A 23,357-nucleotide genomic window follows, 5' to 3' on the forward strand; every position below is an offset into this window, starting at 1 on the left:
ATCAGCGCACCCCTTCCGAACGTCCGAACAACCCCTTCGGCCGGATCAGCAGCACCAGGAGAAGCACGATGAATGAGACAGCGATCTTGTAAGTGAAGCCGACAAACGGCGTTGCCAACTCCTGTGCGACCCCGATCAGCAGACCGCCGACGATGGCTCCGATTGGATGACCGATCCCGCCGAGAACGGCAGCGGCAAAGGCAGGCAGCAGCATTTCCCAGCCGCTTTCCGGAGAGACCACCGTCTTCATGCCCAGAATGATGCCGGCAATGGCAGAGACAGCCCCCGCGATGGACCAAAGCGCCAGCATGACGGGACGCGGGGAAATGCCCGAGACCTTGGCCAGCAGCGGATTGTCGGCAACCGCCCGCATCCGCCGTCCGATCGGTGTCAGGTGCAGGATGATGAAGACAACGGCGAGCGTCGAGATCGCCACAGCCGCGAACTTCAGATCATTCGGCTGGATACGGATGCCTGCAAACTTGATCGGGCGGACAATATCGAGCTGGAAGACATTCTGGTCATGTCCGAAGACCAGACCGATGATCGCCCGGATGAAGAAGGCCAGACCGATGGACGCCAGCAGCGACGAGATCGGCGAACGGCCCTGCAGCGGCCGGAAGACCAGAAGATAGGACACGACCGAGGCCAGAGCCCCTGCCGCAAGCCCGATCAGGCTGCCAAGAATGACCGATCCGGTAAAGGCACTGCCAACCAGAGCGCCATAGGCGCCAAGTGTCATGGTGTCGCCTGTTGCCGCATTGGAAAACCGGGCAATTCCAAAGACCAGCGTAACCGCAAGCCCCGCCAGGCCGATGATGAGTCCGGACATCAATCCGGAAAAGAGTAGTTCTGCAAAGCCTGTCATTGAGTTTGCTCGGATATCTTCTGACTGTTGGTCGGCGGACGGCCGGCTGAAAGGCGAAAGAGCCTGCCGGACAATGCCCTTTCGCACCTCCCGTGCGGGTGTAATGCCGGGACCCGAAGGCCCCGGCACATGTCGTCAGATCTTGACGATGTAGTTCCGCTTGGCTTCACCACCAGTGAACACGGAGGCACTGAAGTCCGGGGTCACGTCGCCGAACTCATCGAAGTCGAGGACGGACGACGCGCCTTCATAGTTGATCGGGCCGCTCTTCAGCGCTTCCTTGCCTTCCGCGAAGGTGCTGACCTTGGTGCCGTCCGGGCCTGCCACTTCATGCAGCTTGGCAGTAATGGCGGCAATGTCCGCACCCGGGCCGGCTGCTTCCATGGCCAGAGCCAGAACGATGACCATGTCCCAGGTCATTGCGGCATAGACGTTGGAAAGACCCGGCTGACCGAGAGCCTCCTGATAGGCTGCGTCATAGGCGGCAAAGGCAGGCGAGCCTTCGTTGGAGATGCTGTCGACCGCGATGATGCCTTCGACAACGTCCGGGCCAAGAGCTTCGGCGAGCTTCGGATTGGCAGCCCAGGCCGGGATGATCCACTTGTTCTCTTCGCCGGTCTGGTACCATTCGCGCAGAATGACCGTGGTGTCGGCCAGATAGGAGCCCATGATGATCACATCCGGCTTGGCATCCAGAACCTTCTGCAATTCTGCACGGTAGCTCGGCTGGGACGGTTCGTAGACAACGGAAGCCACGACTTCGCCGCCATTGGCTTCCCAGGCCTTGCGGAAGCCTTCGGTGTTGCCAATGCCGGAAGCGTTGTTGAACGCCATGGTCGCCGGACGCTTGAAGCCTTCCTTCTCGGCGATCTTCGCAAAGGCACGGCCAAAGCGGTCGTTGGTTGCCTGGAACCGGTAGCCGAGGTGCTTTTCATTGGCCGGAGCAACGGACAGAGCCGGAGCGCCAGAAGTATTGAACAGCGGAATGCCGGCTTCATTGGTGAGCGGCATGACGGCGAGCGAAATGCCAGAAGACCAGGTGCCCAGGATGGCATTGACCTTGTTGACTTCGATCAGCTTCTTGGCAGCCAGAACGGCAGCCTGCGGCTGGGTCTGGGTGTCTTCGGCGAAGACTTCGAGCGTGCGTCCACCGGCTCCACCCGCATCATTCACGAGCTTGGCAGCCTGCAGGATCATCTTCTGCATGCCGGATCCATAGGGAGCGCCGGCACCGGTGATCGGGTTCAGGGCGCCGATGCGCAGAACGCCGGCATCCTGGGCGAAGGAAAGGCGCGGCATGGCAGCCGTGCCCAGAAGGGCGGTAAGACCTGCAAGGGTCTGACGACGATTAAACTTCATGTGTCCATTCCTCTGGTTTGTATTAGCCGGCCCGCCGGCGCTTCAGTGAGGGGGCGAAGCCCAGAAGGGCTTCGTCCTGGTTCACGAAAGGGAGTTTCTCTTGATGAAGGCGCCATCCTTCATGATCATCGGCATATGCTTGCCCTGACCGGTCAGGAGAGAAAGATCGGCCAGCGGATTGCCGTCGACCACGATCAGATCAGCGAAGGCACCTTCCTTGACGACGCCGATCTGACCTTCCATGCGCAGCAGCCTGGCCGCGATGTAGGTTGCGGAGGCGATGACTTCCTGGGCGGGAAGCACACGGCCGCGAATGACGAATTCTTCCGACTGGTGACGGTGCATGCCGCCGAGAAGATCACTGCCGTAAGCCATGGCAAGACCTGCGTTGCGCATGATCTCGAGAGACGCCATGCCGTTCAGGCGGACATTGTCGATCTTGGCAACGGAGTCTGCCGGGAAGCCCATTTCGGCACCTTCGCTGGACAGCTTGTCGTAGGTGACAAGCGTCGGAACGGCGATGGCGCCCTGCTCAGCGGCAAAGGCAGCAGTTTCCGCTTCGATCAGGTTGCAGTGCTCAAGGGAATGCACACCACATTCAACCGCACGGCGGATTGCCTCATCGGTGTAGAGGTGGGCGGAGACATAGGTTCCGGCATTGCGCGCCTCTTCGACGACCGCAATGATTTCCTCACGGGAGAAGCCGAGGAAATGGATCGGATCGGTCGGCGAGGCCACGCCGCCATTGGCCATGATCTTGATGAAACGGGCACCGCCCTTGATCTCTTCGCGGGCAGCACGGCGCACATCCGGCACGCCGTCGCACACGCGGCCGAGAGCACCCAGGCTGAAACCGGTCTGTTCGACAGAGCGGTCATCGAACGGGCCTCGGAAATCACAGTGCCCACCGGTCTGGCTGAGCGCCTTGCCGCTGACCACAAGCCGCGGCGCAGGCAGGATGCCTTCTTCCGTGGCAGCAACCAGTGCATGGGTGGCACCGCCAACGTCCCGAACCGTGGTGAAGCCACGGCCGAGCATCTCGCCCATCAGCTTGAAGGCACGAATGGTGACCAGTGCATCCGGCAGCTTGGCGTTCTTGCCAAGATCCGCAAGGCTTGCGACCACGTGCACATGGGCATCGATCAGCCCCGGCATCAGGGTCTTGCCCTTGAGATCGATCGTCTCGACAGCCGACGACTTCAGGCCTTCGCCGACTTCGCGGATGACGTTGCCTTCCACGAGAACGTCGACCGGCGCGGAAGGTTCGGCGCTGGTGCCGTCTACGATACGGGCATTTGACAGAAGATAAGCGGACACGATCAAACTCCAGATGAATGAAGGAAGAGGCAGGCTGTTTCCTCAGACCTGCGAAGGGACAAGCCCGGGCCGGGACAACGCGCCGACTGGGAGTGGGAAAAAGCCATCAGGAACTGCCCTCCTTTTGCGGGGCAGGAAACTGGCGGCGCACCTCGTTTTTCCAGAAGGCCAGCATGTCGGCGTAATAGCCTCCGTCCTGACGCAGAACCGTCTGGGCGATCATGCCGCGCACGATGCACATGGTCGTGTTCATCACGATCCGCGCATGGTCTTCCGGCACGCCGCGCTTGCGGGCGAGTGCCGACCAGATGGCATCGAGGCCTTCGTGGAAGCGGCGCACGACCGGGATCAGACGCGCCTTGAACTCCTCGTTGTGACGGGTTTCCGGCAGGTATTCCATGGTCACATAGAACAGACGATCGGACATGAACTGCCAGATGTAGTCGACGATCTCGTCCGTCGTGCCGCCCCGCTCGCCATATTCCTCGGCGAAGGCAAAGAGCCGCTGATTGACCTCTTCCAGCATCGCCGCAATGGCGTCGGTAAGGATCTCTTCCTTGCTGGCGAAATGGTGGGTCATCGCACCGCGGGACAGGCCCGCGACCTTGGCAATCTCGGTGGTCGAAGTCCGGCTGAACCCGCGCTCATAAAGAACGTCGATGGTTGCCCTGCGGATCCGGGCGAGCGTTTCCGCACTCCGCTCCTCCTGCGTCCGTGGCTTCTTTGAACTTGCCATCCCATGACCTCCTCAGCGTCTGTCTTTGGCAGAAGAATATGCGGCTCCACTCTAACGCCTAAAAAACAAGCACGCCTGTTTGTAATTCAAGTAAGGACTCCAATTTACAAACAGTCAAGTTTGTTTGTTTGAAAGGTGACAAAATTTCGAGAATAAAACCTGTAATCGCATCAACGACTTGATGCCATTATTGCGCGATCAGGCAAAACACGACAAGCGGCATCTCCCTCAGATTCAAGACGTAAAGACCTGAGGAAACTCACCATTTTACCGGACGAACGACAGGCTTTTTCCATCGCAAGGAGGATGAAACCACCTTCGAATGAACCAATCTGCCCGGCAGGGTCACTCACCGGATGAGTAGACTCATCAAGGCACTTCAGGGCAAAATTGGCCGCGACGCGACACCTGCAGCCAGACCTGATTGCTGATCTTTCATACCGGGAGAGAGAATTGACCGTTCTGGATCACAACACATCTGCGAGCCCCACCCTCAGCAGCATTCCGCGTTACTCGGTTGCCGCCAGACTTCTGCACTGGATCGTGGCTGCGCTGGTGCTCGCCACCTGGCCACTCGGCCTCATGATCGGTTTCACCAAGAAGGAAGTCACCCTGGACTTCTATCTCGTCCATGAAAGCCTCGGGTTTCTGGTGCTCTGGGTAATGCTTTTACGCGTTGGCGCGAAACTGACGAGCAAGGCGCCACAGCATGATGGTCCCCGGATCGAGCAGATTGCCGCGCACTCCGTCCATGGACTGCTCTACCTGTTCCTGATCATCATGCCCGTCAGCGGCTTTCTGGCCACCAATGCCCACGGCTTCCCGCTCAAGTGGTTCGGGCTTGTCGAGGTCTGGAGCCCCATTGGAAAGACGCCGGATATCGCATGGACCCTGTCCGGCATCCATGCCTGGAGCGCCTGGATCCTTCTCGGCCTCTTTGCGCTCCATATCGGCGCCGTGCTGATGCATCACGTCATCAAGCGGGACACCACCCTCTACCGGATCCTTTGAACCCGGGAAGCGAAGTCAGGCCGGCAGGGCCAGAAGATCCAGATGCCCGACCTCGCAACGGCTTTCTGGCATATGAACTGCCTTGAGCCGGAATGAAAGCCAATCATCGATGCCCGTCTCCGGCAGCTCGCCAATCTCCATGAGTGGCTGCCGGAACCCCTTCAGAAAGCTTCTCTGAAGGTCCGCCTCCCCCGGCCCCATCACCCAGGGGCTTTCGGCAAGACGGACACGATATCCTTCCGCCTCAAGCAAGACCGCAAGACGGGAAGCAGCATCCGGCCCGAGGGCCGTGCCAAATCCCTTGTCAGTCTGCTGATGCCGGTTGAAGGCCGCCCGGACAGCTTGATCCAGAGGATGGGCAACAGACCAGCGCATCACCCCGTCATAATTCAGCGCGGCATAGACAGCGCATCCCTCAGAGGCGGCCCGTTTCACCAGCTGCGCACAGAACCCTTCCGAGCACAGATCAAACAGGGCGGAGGCCGTCAGCAGGGACACGCCTTCAAGCGGCAAACCCGCAATGTCATTCAGATCATGACGGGCAAAGGAAACATGCACCGTCTCTCCGGCCAATTGCCGCGCCTGTTCCAGCAGGGCCGGGTCGTTGTCGAGCAAGATCCAGCGTGCTGCCTGCGGAAACACCGGCGCGAGACTGCGCAAGGTCGATCCAGTGCCACAACCGATATCCAGAACTTCCAAAGCACTCCCTTGCGCCGCCAGCCAGCTCCCGGCTTCGCGGGCAAGGTCCTCGCTTCGCGCAAGGCGATCGGCCGGCTCGCGCAAGAACAACCAGCCCGGATCAAAGCCGCTCATCGCAATGTCTCCAACCGGTTGGAAATGAGCCTTGCGGTTTCTGGCCAGCCGGGCATGCCCTTTCCAGCTGCCAAGGCCCCCTGCTCGTAGCGCAAGCGCGCCTCATCATCACAGATCAGAACCCGGAGTGCATCGGCAAAGGCGGCAGGGTCATCCACGGGCACCAGCTGCCCCGCCATTTCCGGCACCACATCCGGAACAGCCCCGGCCTTACAAGCAACAATTGGCAAGCCGTCCACGAGCGCCTCGGCGAACACCATACCAAAGCCTTCATACCGGCTGGCCAGAGCGAAAACATCCGCATCCGCCATCAGCGACCGGCTGTCGCTGCATTCCCCAGGCAGGCTGACACGGCCTTCAAGACCCAGGTCAGCCACCAGCCTATCCAGCTCATCCACGATGATCGGATCTAGCGTCCTGCTGCCAACGATCCTCGCCTGCCAAGCAAGATCCTCGATAAGCTTCAGGGCCTTGATCAGAACATCATGCCCCTTGCGGCGCGTCAGCGTTCCCACCGAAAGGATCCGCAAAGGCTCACCCGGAAGCCTGTCCCTCCGGGGCGCCGCGGCTGGATCCGTTCCCGGAATGGCGATGGTGATCTGGTCAAGACGCACCCCGAAATTCGCGTCCAGTTCCTTGGCCGTCATGGGAGAAGTGACGATCACCGCTGAGGCGAACGCCAACGCCTGGGTCTCACCGCCTCGCAACTTGTCTGCCAGTGCAGGCTGAAGCCCGGTTTCCAGCGCCAGCGGATGATGGACGAGAGCCACGATCTTCAGGCGGCCTTTTTCCCGTTCCGCCCAGCGCTCCAGAACCCCATAGGCAAGTCCGTCGACCAAAACCAGCGCCCCATCGGGAAGGCTGGACAAACGCTGCTCCGCATCCTGCCTTGTCTCGTCGGATGGAAACGGAAACCCCTCCCCCAGCGGCAGAAGATCAACCTGCCAGCCGAGATCGCGCAATCCCTGAATTACGCGGCGGTCATAGCCATAACCGCCGGTGCGCAGCTCCAGATTTCCCGGATAGGCAAAGCTCAGCGTGCGGGTCAAAGATCCGCCTCATACCAGCCGCGAGCCGCATGGGATTCGTGCAAGGTCACTTTCAGCCGGCAGATCCGGTGACTTCCTTCGCCGAGCTTTTTGTCCCGAACGGCCTCTGCAAGCCGGTCAAAGATATGCTTGGCGATGACTTCCGTAGTCGTGACCTTGCCCTGAAAGACCGGGACTTCATCAAGGTTCTGATAGTTCAGCGGTTTCAGCACCTCGCCGAGCACTTCGGTCGCTGCACCGATATCGACCGCAAGACCGTCCTCATCCACATCCTTCGTGAAAAACGCGGCATCAACCACGAAGGTCGCTCCATGCATGCCTTGCGCTGGACCGAAAACCGGGCGCGGCAGGCTGTGAGCGATCATGATGTGGTCACGGACTTCAACTGCAAACATGCAAAAAGAGCTTTCTCAGAGAGGGAATAGAAAATCGGTCAGTAGCGGATACGGTGACACAGCGTTGCCGGATCCATGAGGATACGCCCGTAGGCCCCGGGCAGATCCTCAAACAGGGTCTCGCCTGACACCAGGGCATCAAGCCTTGGATCGGACAGCAGGCTCAAGGCCTTATCCATCCGGCGGGAATAGTCCCAACGGGCCCGCTGCCGGGCAGGGAGATTGCCAACCTGCGAGCTGATCAGCGACAGACGGCGCACGTGAAATGCGCCGCCCAAGGAGAGGGACGCACGGGCCTCGCCAAACCAGCTTGCCTCAACGACCCGTGCCTCCTGACCGGCCTGTTCGATCGCAAGTGACAGGGCTTCACCGGTTGCAGAGGCATTGATCAACACGTCAAACGGCCCGTTGACCTGCTCGGGGCGCGCAAAGGAAAGATCGAGACTTGCTGCTAGAGCGGAGCGGGCCGGGTTGGGGTCAATCAGGATCGTCTCGGTTCCAGGAATGCGGGCGGCAAGAAAAGCAACAAGGGCACCGACGACACCCGCACCGAAAACGGCAACCCGATCTCCCGGCAGTACTTCCGCATCCCAAAGAATATTCAGGGCCGTTTCCATGTTCGCTGCGAGGATAGCCCGTTCGACCGGCACATTTTCAGGGATAGGGCGTACGGCCGCCTCCGGCACGACGAAATGGTCCTGATGCGGATGAAGGCAAAAGACCGGCTTCCCGGCCAGATCGGCGCTGCCCTCTTCCACCCGGCCAACGGCTGCATATCCATATTTGACCGGGAACGAGAAACACCCGCCCATGTTCGGCCCGCGCATGCGCTCATGCTCGCCTGGCGGCACCAATCCCTTGAAGACAAGCGCCTCCGTGCCACGGCTGATGCCGCTGAAGAGCGTCTTCACCCGGACATGACCAGCTTTCAGCGGCGCAAGGGTCTCTGTTCGAAGCTCTGATGTCTCTGCCCTGGAAATCCAGAACGCCCGGGCAGAGGTCACGTCACATGCTCCGGATTTGGAAAGCGGTCTGTTCAAGGCACGAAACTCAGCTGGATATCTCAAATCATCCGAAACCCAAGGGCTTCAATCTTTTACCATATAGTGCCGCAAACCGCCGAAGAGGTTCATATGCCCCTGAGCTTGAAAACATTTTTGTGACCGGTCTGCAAAGAACCTTGCCGCGTAAGCAAGGCACTCACAAGATGTGAGCGTGAAGGAGTATCACCATGTCCAGCATGTGGGAGGAGCAGGGAAGCAGAGGCGCGAATGCCATTCCCTCCCCTCTGATGACAAGTGCACTGAAGACCCTCGGCGCGGTGTTTGCCGCAGCCCTCGCCGTCTTTGCCTATGCAGGGTTTCATCCGGGCCTTGGCCTTGCAGCGCCAGTCGCGGCGGCCACTGCCCTCTTTTGCATTTATGCGCTTGTTCTCGGTGGTCTGCGCCATCACCCCCATCCCAGACTGGGGGCTGCAAATCTGGTGACAGCCATTCGCGCCGCCATGGTGTGCCTGGCCGGTGCAACGATCCTGCTTGCAGATAACATTGCCACCTCGGATCAAATTCTCTGGGGCCTTGCGGCACTCACCGCAGCCGCCCTGCTGCTTGACGGCGTAGACGGTTATCTCGCCCGGCGGAACGGGGAATCCTCCGTCCTTGGCGCAAGGTTCGACATGGAAACGGATGCGCTTCTCGTTCTGATCCTCTCGGCCGCGGCTTACATCCTGGGCAAGGCAGGGCTCTGGGTTCTGGCCATCGGCCTGATGCGCTATGGCTTTATGCTGGCGCAGATGCTCTTGCCGCGCCTGCGCGGGTCCCTCTCCCCGTCCTTCCGCAGACAGTTAATTTGCGTGGTTCAGGTCGGCGCGCTCTGCGGTCTGCTGTTGCCCTTCATTGTGCCGCCCTTTTCCAACCTGATCGCGGCGGGCGCCCTGTGCCTGCTCACTTACTCCTTCGCCGTCGATGTCCGGGCGCTATGGAAGGGCAAGGCCTAGGCACGGCGTCCCTTGCCTTGCACGAAACTCCAGACGGCAATTGCAACAGCGGGAGCCGCAGCCCCCGCCAGGCACAGCGTTCCATAGAGCAGGCTGGCGGAGACGCCTTGGGCAGCAGTCAATCCGAAGAGAGGCCACAGCGCCGCAGCGGCGGCCTCACGCGTCCCCCATCCGCCAACACTGACCGGCAGCACCATGGACAGAAGGCAAAGGGGCACGGCGGTGACAACAGCCAGCACCGGCAAGGGGGCACCAACCGCCTCCGAAGCCAGAAGAAATGTCAAAGCATAAGAGGCCACGATCAGTGCGCTCAGCCCAAACTGGATCAGAAATGCCCCCTTGCGCCAGAACACTTCCGCAAGCTCATGTGCAACAGATTGGTAGCGTGGCAGCAGGACCCATCGGAAACCCGCCGCAGCAAGCAGCGCCAGCAACACGGCGACAGACCAGAAACCGGCCAGCAGCGGTCGGAACTCCTGCGGAAACCGGTCGGCAAGAAACAATGGCCACGCAATCAGTCCGCTTCCCGCCAGAAGGAAAAACGCCAGCTGCCCCGAGGCCCGCTCGAGGAGCACGGCAGACGCAGGCCGCTTCCAGCCTCCCGGCTGGCTTGTCCGAACACGATAGGCACGCAGTGCATCGCCCGCCATGCCACCGGGGAGAACGAGATTGAGCGCGGAACTGACATAATATTCGCCCAGCGCCCGCCTGAACGGAAGGTCCTGTCCCAGCCGCGCCGCAGTAAAGCGCCAACGCAAGGCTGACAGCCAGATCTGCGTCTGAACGAGAAACAAGCCCCAGGCCAAATGACCGGAAGAAACATGCGTGAAGCTTGCCCAAATGCCCTCAGGACCGGCCAGAACCAGGACCAGAACGAGGATGGCACCGCAGAAAACAACCGACAGGAGGCTGAGGATAGGCAAGTCAAGCGCTTTCGTTTAGCTTGGCCGCCCTACCAGAAACCAAGGCGGAAGATGCCTGTCATGACGCGGAAATCCGGCAGCGGCAAGAGAGATCAAGAGCAGAGTTTGCTCCGGGCGCTCCTTTCAGCGGTCCTGTTCTGCGCCTGCGCACTCGTCATCCTGTCCCTGCCTGATTATCCCGCCGGCCTTTCAGGCCCATGGTTTCTGCGGCTGCCTCTGGAAGTGCCGCTTGCTGCCCTGGCCTTGCTGCTTTTACCGCAGAAGACGGCAAAACCTCTGGCCGTCCTGGTAAGCCTGCTCCTTCTGGCACTTCTGTTGCTGAAACTGGCAGATCTCGGAGTTCAGACCGCCTTTCAACGACCGTTCAACCTCTATCTTGACGTTACATTGGTGAAGAATGGCTGGCTGTTCCTCTCGGCCACCTTCGGCCTCTTCAAGATAGCCGTTGCCCTGATGCTGGCCCTTTCAGCCTGCGCAGGCGTTGCATTCCTGATCTGGCGCACCCAATCCGGCCTGATACGGGCGCGAGGCCGGCAAAGGACCATTCTTCTTGCAGGATTTGCACTTGCCACAGCAGTGATTGGCGGACTGGCCCTGCTCCCCCCCCAAAGCCAGCTGCCCGTCACAGGAACGCTTCAAGCCGCGCAGGGAATTGGAAAACGCGTGGCGGGCATCGTCCAGTCCGCGCGGGATCTTCAGGCTTTCGAAGCGGAATTAAGCACGGCCCCCGCCCTTCCAAATCCGGGGCTTTTTGAGGCCATCAAAGGGCGGGACGTCGTCCTCGTCTTCATTGAATCCTATGGCCGCAGCGCCATTGAGAACCCCGGCTTCCGGCCCTTGATTGCCCCCCGGCTGGTGAACATCGAGCAAACGTTGACCGACGCCGGGTTTTCTTCCGCAAGCCTCTGGTCCGGCTCGCCAACCGTTGCCGGGCTCAGCTGGCTCGCCCATGGAACACTGCTCTCCGGCCTCTGGGTGGACAATCAGGCGCGCTATGACCGGCTGATGGCAAGCCAGTGGCCAAGTCTGAACCGGCTTTTTTCCGGTGCCGGCTGGCGGACAAGTGCCATCATGCCCGCCATCACGATGGATTGGCCCGAGCAGACCTACTTCGGCTACGACCAGACCTTGCAGGCAAAGGATCTCGACTATCAGGGCAAGCCCTACAACTGGGTCACCATGCCCGATCAATATACGCTGACGGCCTTCGACCGGCTGTCGCGCAACGTGGAAGATCCGCAGAACCGTCCCCTGATGGCCGAAATTGCCCTCATTTCCAGCCACGCTCCCTGGACACCTGTTGCCCGTCTCATTGACTGGAAAGATGTGGGAGACGGAACCATCTTCAATGACCAGGCCACGTCCGGCGAAACACCGGAAGCCGTCTGGTCGGATCAGAAGAAGATCCAGAACCATTACATCCGCACGATCAACTACTCCCTGGAGACGCTGGGCAGCTATGTCAGCCACTTCGGCGAGAATGCGATATTCGTCATCCTCGGCGATCATCAACCAGCAGACATCGTGACCGGGCCAGACGCAACGCGGGACGTTCCGGTCCATGTCATCAGCAAGGACAAGGCGCTGATCCGACGCCTTGAAGACCGGGACTTCACCTCCGGGATGCTTCCCAACAGCGAGACCGGGCAAATTCGGATGGACCGCTTGCGGGAAACGCTGATCGAGGCCTTCAGCGCAAGTCCATCTCCCGCTGAGAAATAGCTGATTTCCAGCGGTCAAGCGCCTCCCCACCGCCAGTCAAGCTCCCGCAAAGGCAGCAAAAACCCTCAGCGCGCCCTAAACCATATAAATAAAGTATACATTCAAAAATGCTTGATAGTTTTACCTAATACAAACAGAAAAACATGCTTAACGCATTATTAAATCTGTAAATTTACATTTTAACCAAGAAAAGGAAGTCCCATCGCAGCCTAGGTTTTGACATGCGCCATACGAACAGAACTGTCCATTACGGGTTGCTCCTAGCGCTGACTGCCGCACTTGGCGGCTGCAAGACCACACAGGCTCCTCCGCCGGAAATCGCGCTGCCTTCTGCCTACACGAAGTCCGGCAAGCAGATGGCCGATGAGGATATCGTCTACAAGACCTGGTGGTCTTCCTTCAAAGATCCGCAGCTTGACGGGTTGATGAAACAGGGGCTGCAGGAAAACCTGACCCTCCGCCAGGCCGTTGCCCGTCTGGAAGCAGCCCATTACGGCGTGATTGCTGCAGGCGCCGGTGGGCGTCCCTCTGTCACCACCCAGGGCGACCTGTTCGGCCGCATCGACAAGGTTGGCAATTCCTACCGCAAGGGTGGACGCGGCAGCGGCAATCTCGAATTCAGCTGGGATCTCGATCTTTTCGGCCAGCATCGCCAGGCCAAGGAAGGCGCGCGCCAGCGCTATCTGGCCGCCGCCGCCAATGTTCGCGCCGTCCGTCTCGCCTTCCAGGCAGATCTGGTCTCCAGCTACATCGACTACCAGTATTTCCAGCGCTCACTGCAAATCATGCGGTCGAACCTGGATTCCTATAACCAGACCTTCACCCTGACCAGCGACATGCGGGACGAAGGCATTGCGACCAACCTGGACGTCGCACAGGCCAAGGCATTGGTGGATTCGGCACGTGCTGAACTGCCCGCCATGGAAAAGGGGCTGCAGCAGGCGGCCAACCACATTGCGACCTTGCTTGGACTCAGTGCGACGGAATTCTCAAGCCGCAAGCCGAAGTCCCGCCGCCAGCCTCAGCCTGGCTCACTCAAGGGCATCGGCGTTCCGGCAGATCTCCTGCGCTACCGCCCGGATATCCGGCGTGAAGAGTTCCTTCTCGCCTCTGCCGCCTCGGAAGTCGGGGTCGCGGAAGCCCAGCTTTATCCAGCCCTGTCCCTCATCGGCACCATTGACGTTGCCCGTCTGATCAGCGCCGGGGCGACCGCATCCGTTGCCACCTGGTCCTTCGGCCCCTCCATCATTGCAACCATCCTTGATGGCGGCCGCTTGCGCGCCAATGTCGACATTGCCAAGGCGGACAGCCGGGCTCAGTACCTTGCCTGGAGACAAACGGTTCTGACGGCTGTCGAGGAAGTCGAGAACGCCCTTATCTCGGTCAACCGGGATGAGCAGGAAATGAAGGCCTACCGACAGATGGCAGCCTCCTATGAGGAAACGCGGGCCCTCGCCCTCGAAAGCTTCAAGGGCGGAACGGGTATCATCCTGGATGTTCTGGCCGCAGAGCGTTCACTTGGTCAGGCACGCCTTGCCCTGGCAGAAAGCCAGAGAAACCTTGCCAAGGGCTATGTTTCCCTGCAGGTGGCCATTGGGGCAGGGTCTGCCGTGACCGAACGTCTGCCAATCAATGATTCCCTGAAGCAGCAGAAGATCCGCCCCGTTCCAGTGCCGGTTCTTTCCGGTTCGGGATCTGCGCCGGTCACTCACAAAGCGACCGGCGCGCCCCTTCGTCTCAACCGCGCCTCATGAGGCTCTGGCCAGCTGACTAGCCTCTTCCGCAGGTGACTTCATGGCCAGATCAATCTGGCGAAGGGTCGCTGCGAAGGCTTGATCCATCTTTGCCAGCAAGGGCAATAGATCGGCGGTGTTGGAAACCTTGCCAGTCCGCAGACGCTCTTCCATGGCGGCCGACAAGGTCGCCAGCCCCACGGCCCCGACGATCTTGCTGGAACTCTTGATCGTGTGGGCGGGAAGAACGCCTTCATCTCCCTTCCCGCTCTCCAGAGCCATACGCAGGTTCTTGAGATAGGCAGCTGTGTCCGACCGGTACAGGGACAAGAGCGTGTCGAACTTCTTCATCGCCTGACGGGTACGGTTGAATTCGCCCATATCCATCAGGGGAACCTTGCCCTTGGCCGGGGCCGGGGCCGGGGCCGGGGCCGGGGCCGGAGAAGATACCGTCGTAGAAGCTGCGGGCTTCACGGTTTCCATCCTCAGAACCGGTTGCTGGTGCTCAGCCACTTCCTGAGGTTCATCGTCCGGATAGACCGCCGTCTGTGCATTGAGGATTTGATCCGCACGCTCCAGAGTTTCCTGCGGAACCTCGATCTGTCTAGGCTCAGGCGGCATTGCGGCCTCCTCGCCAGCTACCAGCGCCGGTGCTCCATCTGCCAACCGCTCGGGTGTGAATGTCGGCCGCGGGGTCTTTGGAATGAAATTGAACCGATAACGCGGATCAGCCTTCAGACGCTCCAGAAGGTCATAAATAATCTGAAGTTTCAGAGGCTTAGAGACAAAGTCATCCATACCCGCATCGAGACATTTCTCCCGGTCCCCCTTCAGGGCGTTCGCGGTCAAGGCGACGATGGGGCAGGAAGCCGTTTTGCCGAGATTCATCAATTCGCGGATTTCGGCAGTTGCCTGATAGCCATCCATGCCAGGCATTTGGCAATCCATCAGGATCAGGTCATAGGATTTCAGTTTGGCCTTGCTGACCGCCTTGGCGCCACTTTCGACAGAATCGATGATGAAACCCATCTCAGCGAACAGCTCTTCCACAACCATCAAGTTCACCTGATTGTCATCGACCGCCAGCAAACGGCAGCCGTTGAACTCCATGGCTTCGCCGCCCACTTCCTCTTCGTCATCAACAACCTTAGCTTCGTCCAGGAAGCCGTTGCGGAATTCATCGACAAATTCCGCGGCCTGCGCGGTCAGGAAGGGCTTAATCAAGGCCCGGTCGAAGTTGAGGTAGCTCTTGTTGAGCTGCCGCTCGCCCATAATGATGCCGCCAACCGTATGACCAGTCTTTGTCTTGTAACGCTGCCACTGCATCACGGCTTCTTCGATATCCACCCCTTCTTCAAAGAAGACCGCAGCGAATTCCCCGTTCCGCTCAGCGTCGAAGACAAGGTGATCGACGAGTTCTTCGGAATAATCGAATCCGATCACCGAGGCGCCAAGCTGATTGAAGCGTGTGGTCAACAGACGCAGATGTGTCGGTGTGGTGCCAACAACGGCCACGCGCGCTCCCGAGAGATCAGGCATGTCCTGGAACGAAACCTCCGTAACCGGCAAGCAAACCGTGAAGGTTGACCCAGTGCCACGTGAGCTGTCCGCCGTGATGCTCCCGCCCATGGCCAGGCTCAACTCGCGGCAGATCGACAGGCCAAGACCCGTTCCTCCAAACCGTCTGGACATTCCTGCATTTGCCTGGGAGAAGCGATTGAACAAGAGGCTGATTTCCTCCGGCCCGATACCGATGCCAGTATCGCTTACCTTGATCACCAAAACGCCCTTTTCGGGATCAGCCTCATCTGCTTCAAAGCGGACTGAAACGACGACTTCGCCCTTGGGTGTGAACTTGATGGCATTGGAGACCAGGTTGCCGATGATCTGGCGCAGGCGCATCGGATCCATGGTGCCATACTCAGGAACACTCAGATCGACGTCGATGAGCAGGCCGATCTGCTTCTTGCGGGCACTGGCATGAAAGAACGTGACGGTTTCCAGCAATTGCGAAGGTAAATTGCTGCGAACCGGATCAATGACCAGCTGCCGGTGCTCCAGCTTCGACATGTCGAGAATATCGTTGAGAATGCTCAGAAGCAGAGAGCCGGATGACTTGATCTGTTCCACATAGCGCTTTTGTGCCGGATTGAGCTGGGTCCGGCCAAAGGCTTCGGCAATCCCCAGAACACCATTGAGTGGCGTCCGGATTTCGTGGCTCATATTGGCGAGGAAATCTGACTTCGCCTCATTCGCCCGGTTGGCAAATTCAACGGCCTGCGCCAATTCACGCTGTGCCTGGCGGCCGCGCTTGGCAAACACACCGATCAGGGCAAAGGCAATGACCATCATGGCGACCAGACCAAGCGAGAAATAGGTCAATCCAGTGGTGTCCGTGAATTTTTCTTCCAGTTCGATAGTCACAACAAGATCACGGGAAATCTCTGCCTGCGCATAGTAGTTGTCAGCATTCATCAGGGAAGACAACCAGTCGTGCACATGAGGCATCTCAAGCTTGTAGGCCTTGCCATCCAGAGCATATCGCATTTCCAGAACATCGTTCAGCTCGAGCATATTCGTGGCATCGCGAAACAGGTCTTCGAGGTTGAAAATAGCGTAAGAGACCACCACTCCCTGCTTCTGGTTGGTCAGACGCAGCCCGTTATCCTGCTGAACGGGCATGGCTTGCGCCAAAATCAAATCGTATTTGGAGATGGTCGGGAAAAGACTGCGGTATCTTTCCGGACTAAAGGCCGTTATCAAGCCCGGACGCAACAGCAAGAAGTAAGTCATCTTCTCAAGCTGCTGATCCTCCAGAACCATGAGCGATTTCTTGACATAAAAGGACTCGTGCCGGGTCTCTTCTCCCATGGTGATGAAACCCATTTCCCGCAGATAAACCGAACCACGGGTTGCTTGGGTCAACTTTTGCTGAATCAAATCCCCCTGCCCCGCTGCGGTAAAACTGGCCAAATCCTTGATGCGAACGAAGATTGCATCCACCTCGCTCTGGATTGAACGGGCGAGCCACTGGCTTTCGCCTGCCGCTCTCTCAGAATGCTGTTCCATCGCATCATGGAAATACCAAACGATCAGGCCAGCAGTCAGGACGCAAAAAATGACAGCTAAAATACGGTGCAGTCCGGAGAAAAGAGAAGACCAGATTCTGGTCAGGGTATTTGCGACAGCTACCATTTGAGCGGCCTTTCCTGCCGGATTGCAGCCGTTACTTCATTTCCGGCCTGATTGTAGACGAGTTTGTCGAAGATGAAGGCATTCGCACGGGCGATCCCGCGGCCACACTTGAGCGCAGACCGGGAAGGATCTGCGGCAAGGAACCGCTTCCAGTCAAAGCCGGGACCCGTATCCTTGACGATCAGCACCAGCCCGGCATCTTTCCGCAGGATTGTCGCCTCGACACTGCCCTTCGCATAGGCCGGATCACGGCTGCGGGTCGCAAGTGCCCGGTCCCAGGAACCAGCCTCCAGATGGCGGGCCTTTTCCTGCAGTCCAAACCGGAGAACACCATGCTCAACCGCGTTCTGAACCAGTTCAAAAACGCCCTGCACAATCTTTTCCGGTTCATCATGAAGGCTTGAGAGCAGGCTGCACACCGGCTCCACCTCGTCTGGCGTGCTGAGCGTCATGCGCAGAACCTGAATGTTCCGGAAGGCACTCTGATGGCTTGCGAGCCGGTCGGAGGCGGACTTCTGGCGCCGGACCTCCTTCAAAGCAGAGCCGAGAACAGAACGGACCAGAGCTGTCTCCGGCGGCTTGGTCAAATAGTAGAACGCGCCGGCTTCAAGCCCTGCGCTCACATCTGCGGGCTCTGTCGCCCCGGTCAGCAGAACCACCGGAACATTGGAGGTCGATGGGTCGTTCTTGAGACGCCGGGTCAACGCCAGCCCATCCATGACAGGCATCATGCGGTCAGTCACCACGATGCTGTAACGGTCCGGATGCTCGCGCATCATGGCGTAAGCTTCAGCACCATTGACGGCCGTATCGACGATGAACCCCAGATCCTCGATTTCGGACTGAATGACCGTCAGGGACATCCGGTCATCATCGACCAGAAGAACTCTTTCTCCCTGGCCGATGGCCAGGGAAGACGATTGCGCAATGGGTTTGGTCATGACAGTCATCAATCAGCGCTCCCCGAAAGCTTCGCTGAAGGTCCGCTGCAACGGCGTCAGCAAATATTGAAGAAAAGTTTTTTCGCCCGTGATGATATCTGCGGTGAGATCCATCCCTGGCAGAAGACGGGCGGAAGGTGCCCGCTCAAGGCTGGTCTGATCCAGGGCAACCCGGACGATGTAATAGGACCGGCCGGATTCCGTTTCGAAGGCAGAAGGAGAAATGCTCTCCACATGCCCCGGCAGCCAGCCGTAACGCGTAAAATCAAAAGCAGAAATCTTGACCTGGGCTGGCAGACCGAGCCGCAGATAACCAATCTGTTCGGCCCCAATCCGGGTTTCAGCCACGAGGGGCTTGTCCAGAGGCACCAGCACGACAAGCGCCTGTCCTGGCGCAACGACAGCGCCGGTTCCGCGGATGTTTACGGATTTCACCACCCCGGAAATGGGAGCGGCCACCGTCAGGCGTTGCAGACGATTGTCTTTCTTGCGGATACGGCCATCCAGCGCCGTCAACGCCCCCTCGATCTCGAGAATGCGCTGGGAGAAGGCTGCTTTCTGCGTCGCTTCAAAGCTCTGCTTCTGCCGGACGACCTCCTCGTTTCGGGCAGCTGCCGCAGCCTCACGGCTGACAAGAGCCGCAAGGTCAGCCTGGGCACGCAGACGCTGCCGGCGCTTTTCCGAGGCTTGGATGTCGGTCACCACGCCTTTTTTCAGAAGCTTGCCAAACCGGGATTCTTCAGCCTCAGCATGCTCTGCTTCCTCTTCCGCCCCCCGGACCTGCGCCTTCAAGGCTTCGAGGGCAAAGCTGGTCTGATGGATCTGGCTGTCAAAACCGAGACGTTGAGCCTCGAGTGACGATTTGGCATCCGTATAGGCATTCAGATTGTTCAGACGCTCCAGATTCCGGTTCGGAGGTATGAAGCTGAAGTCTGGCGCGCGGCCTTCCTGCAGGGCCTTTTGCCCCTCAAGCTGCCCCAGAAGGTCAAGGTTCTGACGCTCCAGCGTCTCATCGTCTTCCAGCGTCGTGGTGTCATTCATCACCAGAAGCGTGTCGCCGCGCTGAACGACCTGGCCCTCGCGCACCAGGATGTCCTGAACGATCCCACCTTCAAGATGCTGGACGGTCTGCTCGAACCCGATAGGCTGCAAGGCCCCCTTTGCGATCGACACTTCGTTGACCTTGGCAAAGGCCGACCAGGCAACTGCCGAGAAGATCGCGAAGGAAGCGGCAATACCGAACACCTTGGCAAAGCGCATATGAAGCCGCTCTTCCACCAATCCTGGCATTCCGACTTCCGACAGCAGGTCATTGCGGCTCGGCAAGATGCCGCTCATGATCAGGTCTCGTGTTTTCAGCAATCGTCTCATGCTGTGCCCTCCAGGATAGTCTTCGGCTGGCCAATGAGAGGCACGCGGCCGTAACGCAGCGCGATCACCTTGTCGCCAAGCGACAGGAAGTCGGACCGGTGAGATGCGAACAGGATTGTCCGTTTGCCACGAAACTCCGTCAGGATACGCTTCAGCAGCACGCCAATCTCGCCATCAAGCAGCGCATTCGGGATCTCGTCGATCAGGAGCAACTGGCTGTTGACCAGCAAGGCACGGGCAATCGCAAAACGATAGCGGAACTCGAGGGAGAACTCGTCGCCGGGTGCACCGGAAATCAGATGCTCCAGACCGGCAGGCAATGCCTCGATTTCGTCTCGGAGCCCCACCCGCTCAAGGATCTTGGTGATCTGCTCGGCGGTCGCCAGAGGATTGGCGTGCAAGAGGTTCTGCTTGATCGTTCCGGGGAAGATCCGCGGACGCTGCGGGATGTAGGAAATGCGGCGGCGCAGCTCAGTCAGCGGCAACTGCCGGATATCGACACCGTCGATCCGCACGGTCCCAAGCAGCACGTCATTCATGCCCAGGATCATCTTGAACAGTGTCGTCTTGCCCGTGCCGTGAGCCCCATAAATACCGACAACATCACCAGGCTCGACCTCCAGTTCCAGGCCGACGAAAACCGGTCTGGTGTCCTTGGCCCGGAACCCGACATTCACAAGGCTGAGGCGTCCAGTGACAGGCCCGATCAGATAATCTTCACGCGCCCCTTGTGATTCCGTCGGCAAGTCCATCAGCGTGTTGATCTGGCTGAAGCTGCGGCGGATCTGCTCGAAACGCAGCACGGACATGCAAAGCGTATGGAATGGCAGCAAGGAGCGGAGGCCTAGAATGGTGATTGCCAGAAGCCCCACATTGCTCGCACTGCCGTCCCAGACCGAATAGGCCCCGGCCGCCAGCATGAAAACCACAGAGCTCGTATAGACCAGCGCAGAGCAGGATTCCGTCACGCGCCCGGCAAGGCGCAGACGGAACTGCGCATTCTGGTCCCGTGCAACGGCAGAAGAAATCCGCTTGGACCAGGCATCCTGAAGCCCGTTTTCCCGGATGGCCTGAAGCTTGTCCAGGGTTTCAATGGCAAGCCGTTGCATTTCGGTGGCTTCATCCGCCGCCTTGCTGGTCAGGATCCGCACACTTCTGAGACTGACGTAGAAGATCAGTGCGAAGAGACAGATCGCCGCGATGGGAACCGGCGTGACTGCCGGCGCCAGATAGGCAACGGCTCCAAGACTGATCAGCGCGACCGGCATGTCGAGGATCGAGGAGAATGCGGGGCCGACGAGAAAATCACGGATGTTCTCAAACGACCGCAACCGCGCAGCCTGACTGGTGGGTGAGGCCCGCTCGGAGATAAAGGGCGAGAGGAACAGGATCCGCTCGAAAGAAGCGGTGTTGATCAGGAACTCGAGCCGGTTGGCGGTGTAGGCGACAATTCTTGCGCGTTGCGTGAGGAAGAATGCCTCGACACCCAGGATCAGCAGGAAAGCGATCACCAGAGCCGGAAGGCTCCGCATGGAGGAAAGGCCGATCACCTGGCCAAAGACCGCAGAAATCAGCAGCGGAACCAGCAGGCCCGACAGAGCGAGCACACTTGTCGCAATAATCAGCGAACGGCCCAGATAGGGAAACCGGGACAAGAGTGCCCGGACCCAGGAATAGCCGGTATGACTGCGGGCCACCTGCGAAACCGGGCTGTCATCCGCATTCTCGCAAACTTCCCAGAAGGTCAGATCCGTTTCATCGAAGGCACCAGCAGGCAGGATTTCAAGTGGACCAGTGCCGCTGCATACGGCCCAGCTCTGGCCAATTGGCAGAAGCACGATCGCTCCGTTTTCGTCAGCGACAAGCAAAGGCCTGCGGTTGGACCGGTTCAAGGCACGCTTGGGCATGACCTGCCGGACGAGGAACCCCAGGTTGGCCATGGCTGCCAGAACCGCATTGTGATCCCGGAACTGCAGACTGGCAGGCCACGCCGCGAGGATGTCCTTCACCCCGAAGTCCTTGCCGCTCTGCAACGTCAGGGCGCTGTAGAGGCGGCTTGCCTCGACAGGCAGGCCCAGGACTTCAAGCATGGCCGTGAGTTTGTCGACCCGGGTTTGAAGCGACTTCACATAGGCACGCTCGAGTTCCGCTGCCTCATGTGGATGAACATGGCCATCCACTCCGAAGATTGCCCCCGACAGGGGAGTTGCCGTCATGTTCACAGCTTCAAACTCCTGTAGGGAACGAGTTTCCGGGAAACGCCGAGCTGATGCTCCTTGAGGCCGCCCAGGCTCAGGACAAACCGCTTCTGCGCGCTGGCTGTCATGTTCAAATCGGAAGAAGCAACGAGCATGGTCGCCTGCCCCTGGATCAGGGACAGGAACTTCTGCAGACGGCCGTAGCTTTGCCGGTCCAGACCACGGTCAATGTTGTCGAGCATGATGAGCCGCGGACGCTTGACGACGGATCTCAGAATGGCGAGCTGCTGACACAGGCCGGCAGGAACATTCTCGTCAGCCATGCCGGTCAACTCGGTATCGACACCCTTGGGCAGCTCGCTGATGAGATCCTGAATGCCCATCATCACAGCTACTTCCATGGCATCATCAAGTGTGACCTGCCCAAAGCGGGTGATGTTGTCCCGGATCGTTCCGTGGAACATGGGCGAATTGCCGGACACATAGACGGCGCTGTGGTTCAGATCGACCTGGCTGAAGGTGCGGATATCCTGCTCGTTCAGAAGGATGGTCCCCGCGTCCGGGTCCTCCACGCCGGCAAGCAACCGGAGCAGCTTGGAAACCGCAGCCGGGTTCTTGCCCTCGATATGCGCGGTTTCTCCCGGCAGCAGCTCAAGATCGATGTAACGGTAGACCTCCTTGTCCCGGAGCCCCCCGACCGTGAACTCCAGATCCTGAACCTGAATGTGGCCCTGGTTGGACCGCTCCTTCTGCTTGATCAGGGGGCGGCGCGGCTGCTCCTTGAACATGGCATTCAGCGTGTCCTCTGCCTGGCAAAGATCTTTGGACTGGATGAAGATGAACACGGCGCGCTGCATCGGGGCAGCAAGGCGCCCGCCCAGAAGGACGATGGCCGACACGGCCCCAAGGGTCATGATGCCCTGGCTGACCGCGAAGGCTCCGTAGACAAGACAAACCGCGACAATGATCTGATTGGTTATCAAGGTGCCGTTCATCAGACGGGCGGCCGCCTTTGCCGAGATCAGGCTGGTGCGGGCGATTTCTCCCTGAATGGCTTCATAGGTCCGCAGCACCTGCCGCTCGATGGCCAGAGCCTTCAGCGGGTGAATGGCATGAAGGACCATCAGCAGAAACCGGTAGCGGCGTTCGGTGAACCGCTTCAGTACCAGGGAGCTCTTCTGCATGCGGGTACCGTTGTGGAGGATCATGGAAATCCCCCCCAGGAGACACAGCACCACGAGAAGCCCCGCGACCGGCGAGATGTAGAGCATCACGATCAGAATGACGGGCAGGAAGAACAATTCCGCCACAGCCACCAGAGACTGACCGGCATATTTGTCGGAGACCTGGGAGATGCTGTTGAAATAGTCGAGACTTTGCGCAGCCCCGCGCTCTCCCGCCTCGAAATTGGTCGTGAGAATGCGGGACATGAGCTGCCGCGTGATCGAAGTCGAGAAGATCCTGCGGTTTTCCAGAATGATGAAAGAGCGCGTGAAGCGTAAAATGGCTTCCAGCATTGCCGCGATGACCACGCCGCCGACAATCAGCGGCAAGGTCGGCGCATCGGGCGAAGGGAGTATCCGGTTGAAGACAAGCTGAGCTGCAATAGGAACGCTCAATCCGAGCAAGTTCAACGCCATTGTCAATGAAAGCAAGCTCATCACCGGCGTCGATGCTGCCTGGCTTGTTCCGCCAACTTGAGAACGCATACTCACCCCCAACTCCCCAAC

General features: G+C 59.3%; 18 protein-coding genes. 4 read left to right on the forward strand and 14 right to left on the reverse strand.

Annotated elements, in window-relative coordinates; translation table 11 throughout:
• Window position 1: 1 nt before the first annotated feature.
• From BUA94_RS11870 to BUA94_RS11885, 4 genes are all read right to left on the reverse strand, one after another.
• Entirely contained in the window at window positions 2–868 is an 867-nt protein-coding gene (locus tag BUA94_RS11870) for a branched-chain amino acid ABC transporter permease (RefSeq protein ID WP_073013271.1), read from the reverse strand.
• 135 nt (window positions 869–1,003) lie between these two features.
• Window positions 1,004–2,227, reverse strand: a complete 1,224-nt coding sequence (locus tag BUA94_RS11875; RefSeq protein ID WP_073013273.1) for an ABC transporter substrate-binding protein — start codon at window positions 2,225–2,227, stop codon at window positions 1,004–1,006.
• Window positions 2,228–2,308: 81 nt separating this feature from the next.
• Window positions 2,309–3,544 carry a metal-dependent hydrolase family protein gene (locus BUA94_RS11880; RefSeq protein WP_073013854.1) on the reverse strand — a complete coding sequence of 412 codons (1,236 nt, stop codon included), beginning with the start codon at window positions 3,542–3,544 and terminating at the stop codon, window positions 2,309–2,311.
• 106 nt (window positions 3,545–3,650) lie between these two features.
• Window positions 3,651–4,280, reverse strand: coding sequence for a TetR/AcrR family transcriptional regulator (locus BUA94_RS11885; protein WP_073013275.1), 630 nt, complete (start codon window positions 4,278–4,280; stop codon window positions 3,651–3,653).
• A gap of 453 nt (window positions 4,281–4,733) precedes the next feature.
• Here BUA94_RS11885 and BUA94_RS11890 point away from each other — a divergent pair, with 453 nt between their 5' ends.
• Window positions 4,734–5,291 (forward strand): cytochrome b, encoded by a 558-nt coding sequence (locus BUA94_RS11890; RefSeq protein ID WP_235860540.1) that lies wholly within the window; start codon window positions 4,734–4,736, stop codon window positions 5,289–5,291.
• A 15-nt stretch (window positions 5,292–5,306) separates the two neighbouring features.
• On the opposite strand, the gene BUA94_RS11895 is transcribed toward BUA94_RS11890, so the two are convergent.
• From BUA94_RS11895 to BUA94_RS11910, 4 genes are read right to left on the reverse strand one after another with little or no spacing between them, the layout of a single operon-like run.
• Window positions 5,307–6,104, reverse strand: a complete 798-nt coding sequence (locus tag BUA94_RS11895) for a class I SAM-dependent methyltransferase (RefSeq protein WP_073013277.1) — start codon at window positions 6,102–6,104, stop codon at window positions 5,307–5,309.
• On the reverse strand, window positions 6,101–7,153 hold the full coding sequence (locus BUA94_RS11900) for a glycosyltransferase (protein WP_073013279.1): 1,053 nt from the start codon (window positions 7,151–7,153) through the stop codon (window positions 6,101–6,103). The genes BUA94_RS11895 and BUA94_RS11900 overlap by 4 nt, the downstream gene beginning before the upstream one ends.
• Window positions 7,150–7,548 carry a 6-pyruvoyl trahydropterin synthase family protein gene (locus BUA94_RS11905; RefSeq protein ID WP_073013281.1) on the reverse strand — a complete coding sequence of 133 codons (399 nt, stop codon included), beginning with the start codon at window positions 7,546–7,548 and terminating at the stop codon, window positions 7,150–7,152. Before BUA94_RS11905 ends, BUA94_RS11900 begins: the two co-directional genes overlap by 4 nt.
• 38 nt (window positions 7,549–7,586) lie before the next feature.
• Complete coding sequence (locus BUA94_RS11910; protein WP_073013283.1) at window positions 7,587–8,552, reverse strand: zinc-dependent alcohol dehydrogenase; 966 nt, start codon at window positions 8,550–8,552, stop codon at window positions 7,587–7,589.
• 227 nt (window positions 8,553–8,779) lie between these two features.
• Between BUA94_RS11910 and BUA94_RS11915 the strand changes: the two genes are divergently transcribed.
• The gene (locus BUA94_RS11915; RefSeq protein WP_235860541.1) at window positions 8,780–9,544 is read left to right on the forward strand and encodes a CDP-alcohol phosphatidyltransferase family protein; all 765 of its coding nucleotides are present in this window, start codon (window positions 8,780–8,782) and stop codon (window positions 9,542–9,544) included.
• On the opposite strand, the gene BUA94_RS11920 is transcribed toward BUA94_RS11915, so the two are convergent.
• Window positions 9,541–10,467, reverse strand: a complete 927-nt coding sequence (locus tag BUA94_RS11920; RefSeq protein WP_073013285.1) for a lysylphosphatidylglycerol synthase transmembrane domain-containing protein — start codon at window positions 10,465–10,467, stop codon at window positions 9,541–9,543. The genes BUA94_RS11915 and BUA94_RS11920 overlap by 4 nt on opposite strands.
• A gap of 105 nt (window positions 10,468–10,572) precedes the next feature.
• On the opposite strand from BUA94_RS11920, the gene BUA94_RS11925 reads away from it, so the two are divergent.
• A complete protein-coding gene (locus BUA94_RS11925; RefSeq protein ID WP_235860542.1) occupies window positions 10,573–12,189 on the forward strand; it encodes a sulfatase-like hydrolase/transferase in 1,617 nt (538 codons plus the stop codon).
• Window positions 12,190–12,410: 221 nt separating this feature from the next.
• Window positions 12,411–13,943: an efflux transporter outer membrane subunit gene (locus BUA94_RS11930; protein ID WP_084081950.1), complete on the forward strand. Its 1,533-nt coding sequence runs from the start codon at window positions 12,411–12,413 to the stop codon at window positions 13,941–13,943.
• Here the strand turns inward: BUA94_RS11930 and BUA94_RS11935 are convergent.
• From BUA94_RS11935 to BUA94_RS11955, 5 genes are all read right to left on the reverse strand, one after another.
• Window positions 13,938–16,847: a hybrid sensor histidine kinase/response regulator gene (locus BUA94_RS11935; protein WP_175558032.1), complete on the reverse strand. Its 2,910-nt coding sequence runs from the start codon at window positions 16,845–16,847 to the stop codon at window positions 13,938–13,940. The two genes, BUA94_RS11930 and BUA94_RS11935, sit on opposite strands and share 6 nt — an antisense overlap.
• Window positions 16,848–17,110: 263 nt before the next feature.
• A complete protein-coding gene (locus BUA94_RS11940) occupies window positions 17,111–18,058 on the reverse strand; it encodes a response regulator (RefSeq protein WP_073013857.1) in 948 nt (315 codons plus the stop codon).
• A 12-nt stretch (window positions 18,059–18,070) separates the two neighbouring features.
• Window positions 18,071–19,429 (reverse strand): HlyD family type I secretion periplasmic adaptor subunit, encoded by a 1,359-nt coding sequence (locus BUA94_RS11945; protein WP_084081952.1) that lies wholly within the window; start codon window positions 19,427–19,429, stop codon window positions 18,071–18,073.
• Window positions 19,426–21,645: a peptidase domain-containing ABC transporter gene (locus tag BUA94_RS11950; RefSeq protein WP_073013298.1), complete on the reverse strand. Its 2,220-nt coding sequence runs from the start codon at window positions 21,643–21,645 to the stop codon at window positions 19,426–19,428. Before BUA94_RS11950 ends, BUA94_RS11945 begins: the two co-directional genes overlap by 4 nt.
• A gap of 2 nt (window positions 21,646–21,647) precedes the next feature.
• Window positions 21,648–23,336 carry an ATP-binding cassette domain-containing protein gene (locus BUA94_RS11955; RefSeq protein ID WP_073013301.1) on the reverse strand — a complete coding sequence of 563 codons (1,689 nt, stop codon included), beginning with the start codon at window positions 23,334–23,336 and terminating at the stop codon, window positions 21,648–21,650.
• Window positions 23,337–23,357 lie beyond the last annotated feature (21 nt).

The sequence above is a fragment of the Roseibium suaedae genome, from assembly GCF_900142725.1.
GTDB lineage: Bacteria > Pseudomonadota > Alphaproteobacteria > Rhizobiales > Stappiaceae > Roseibium > Roseibium suaedae.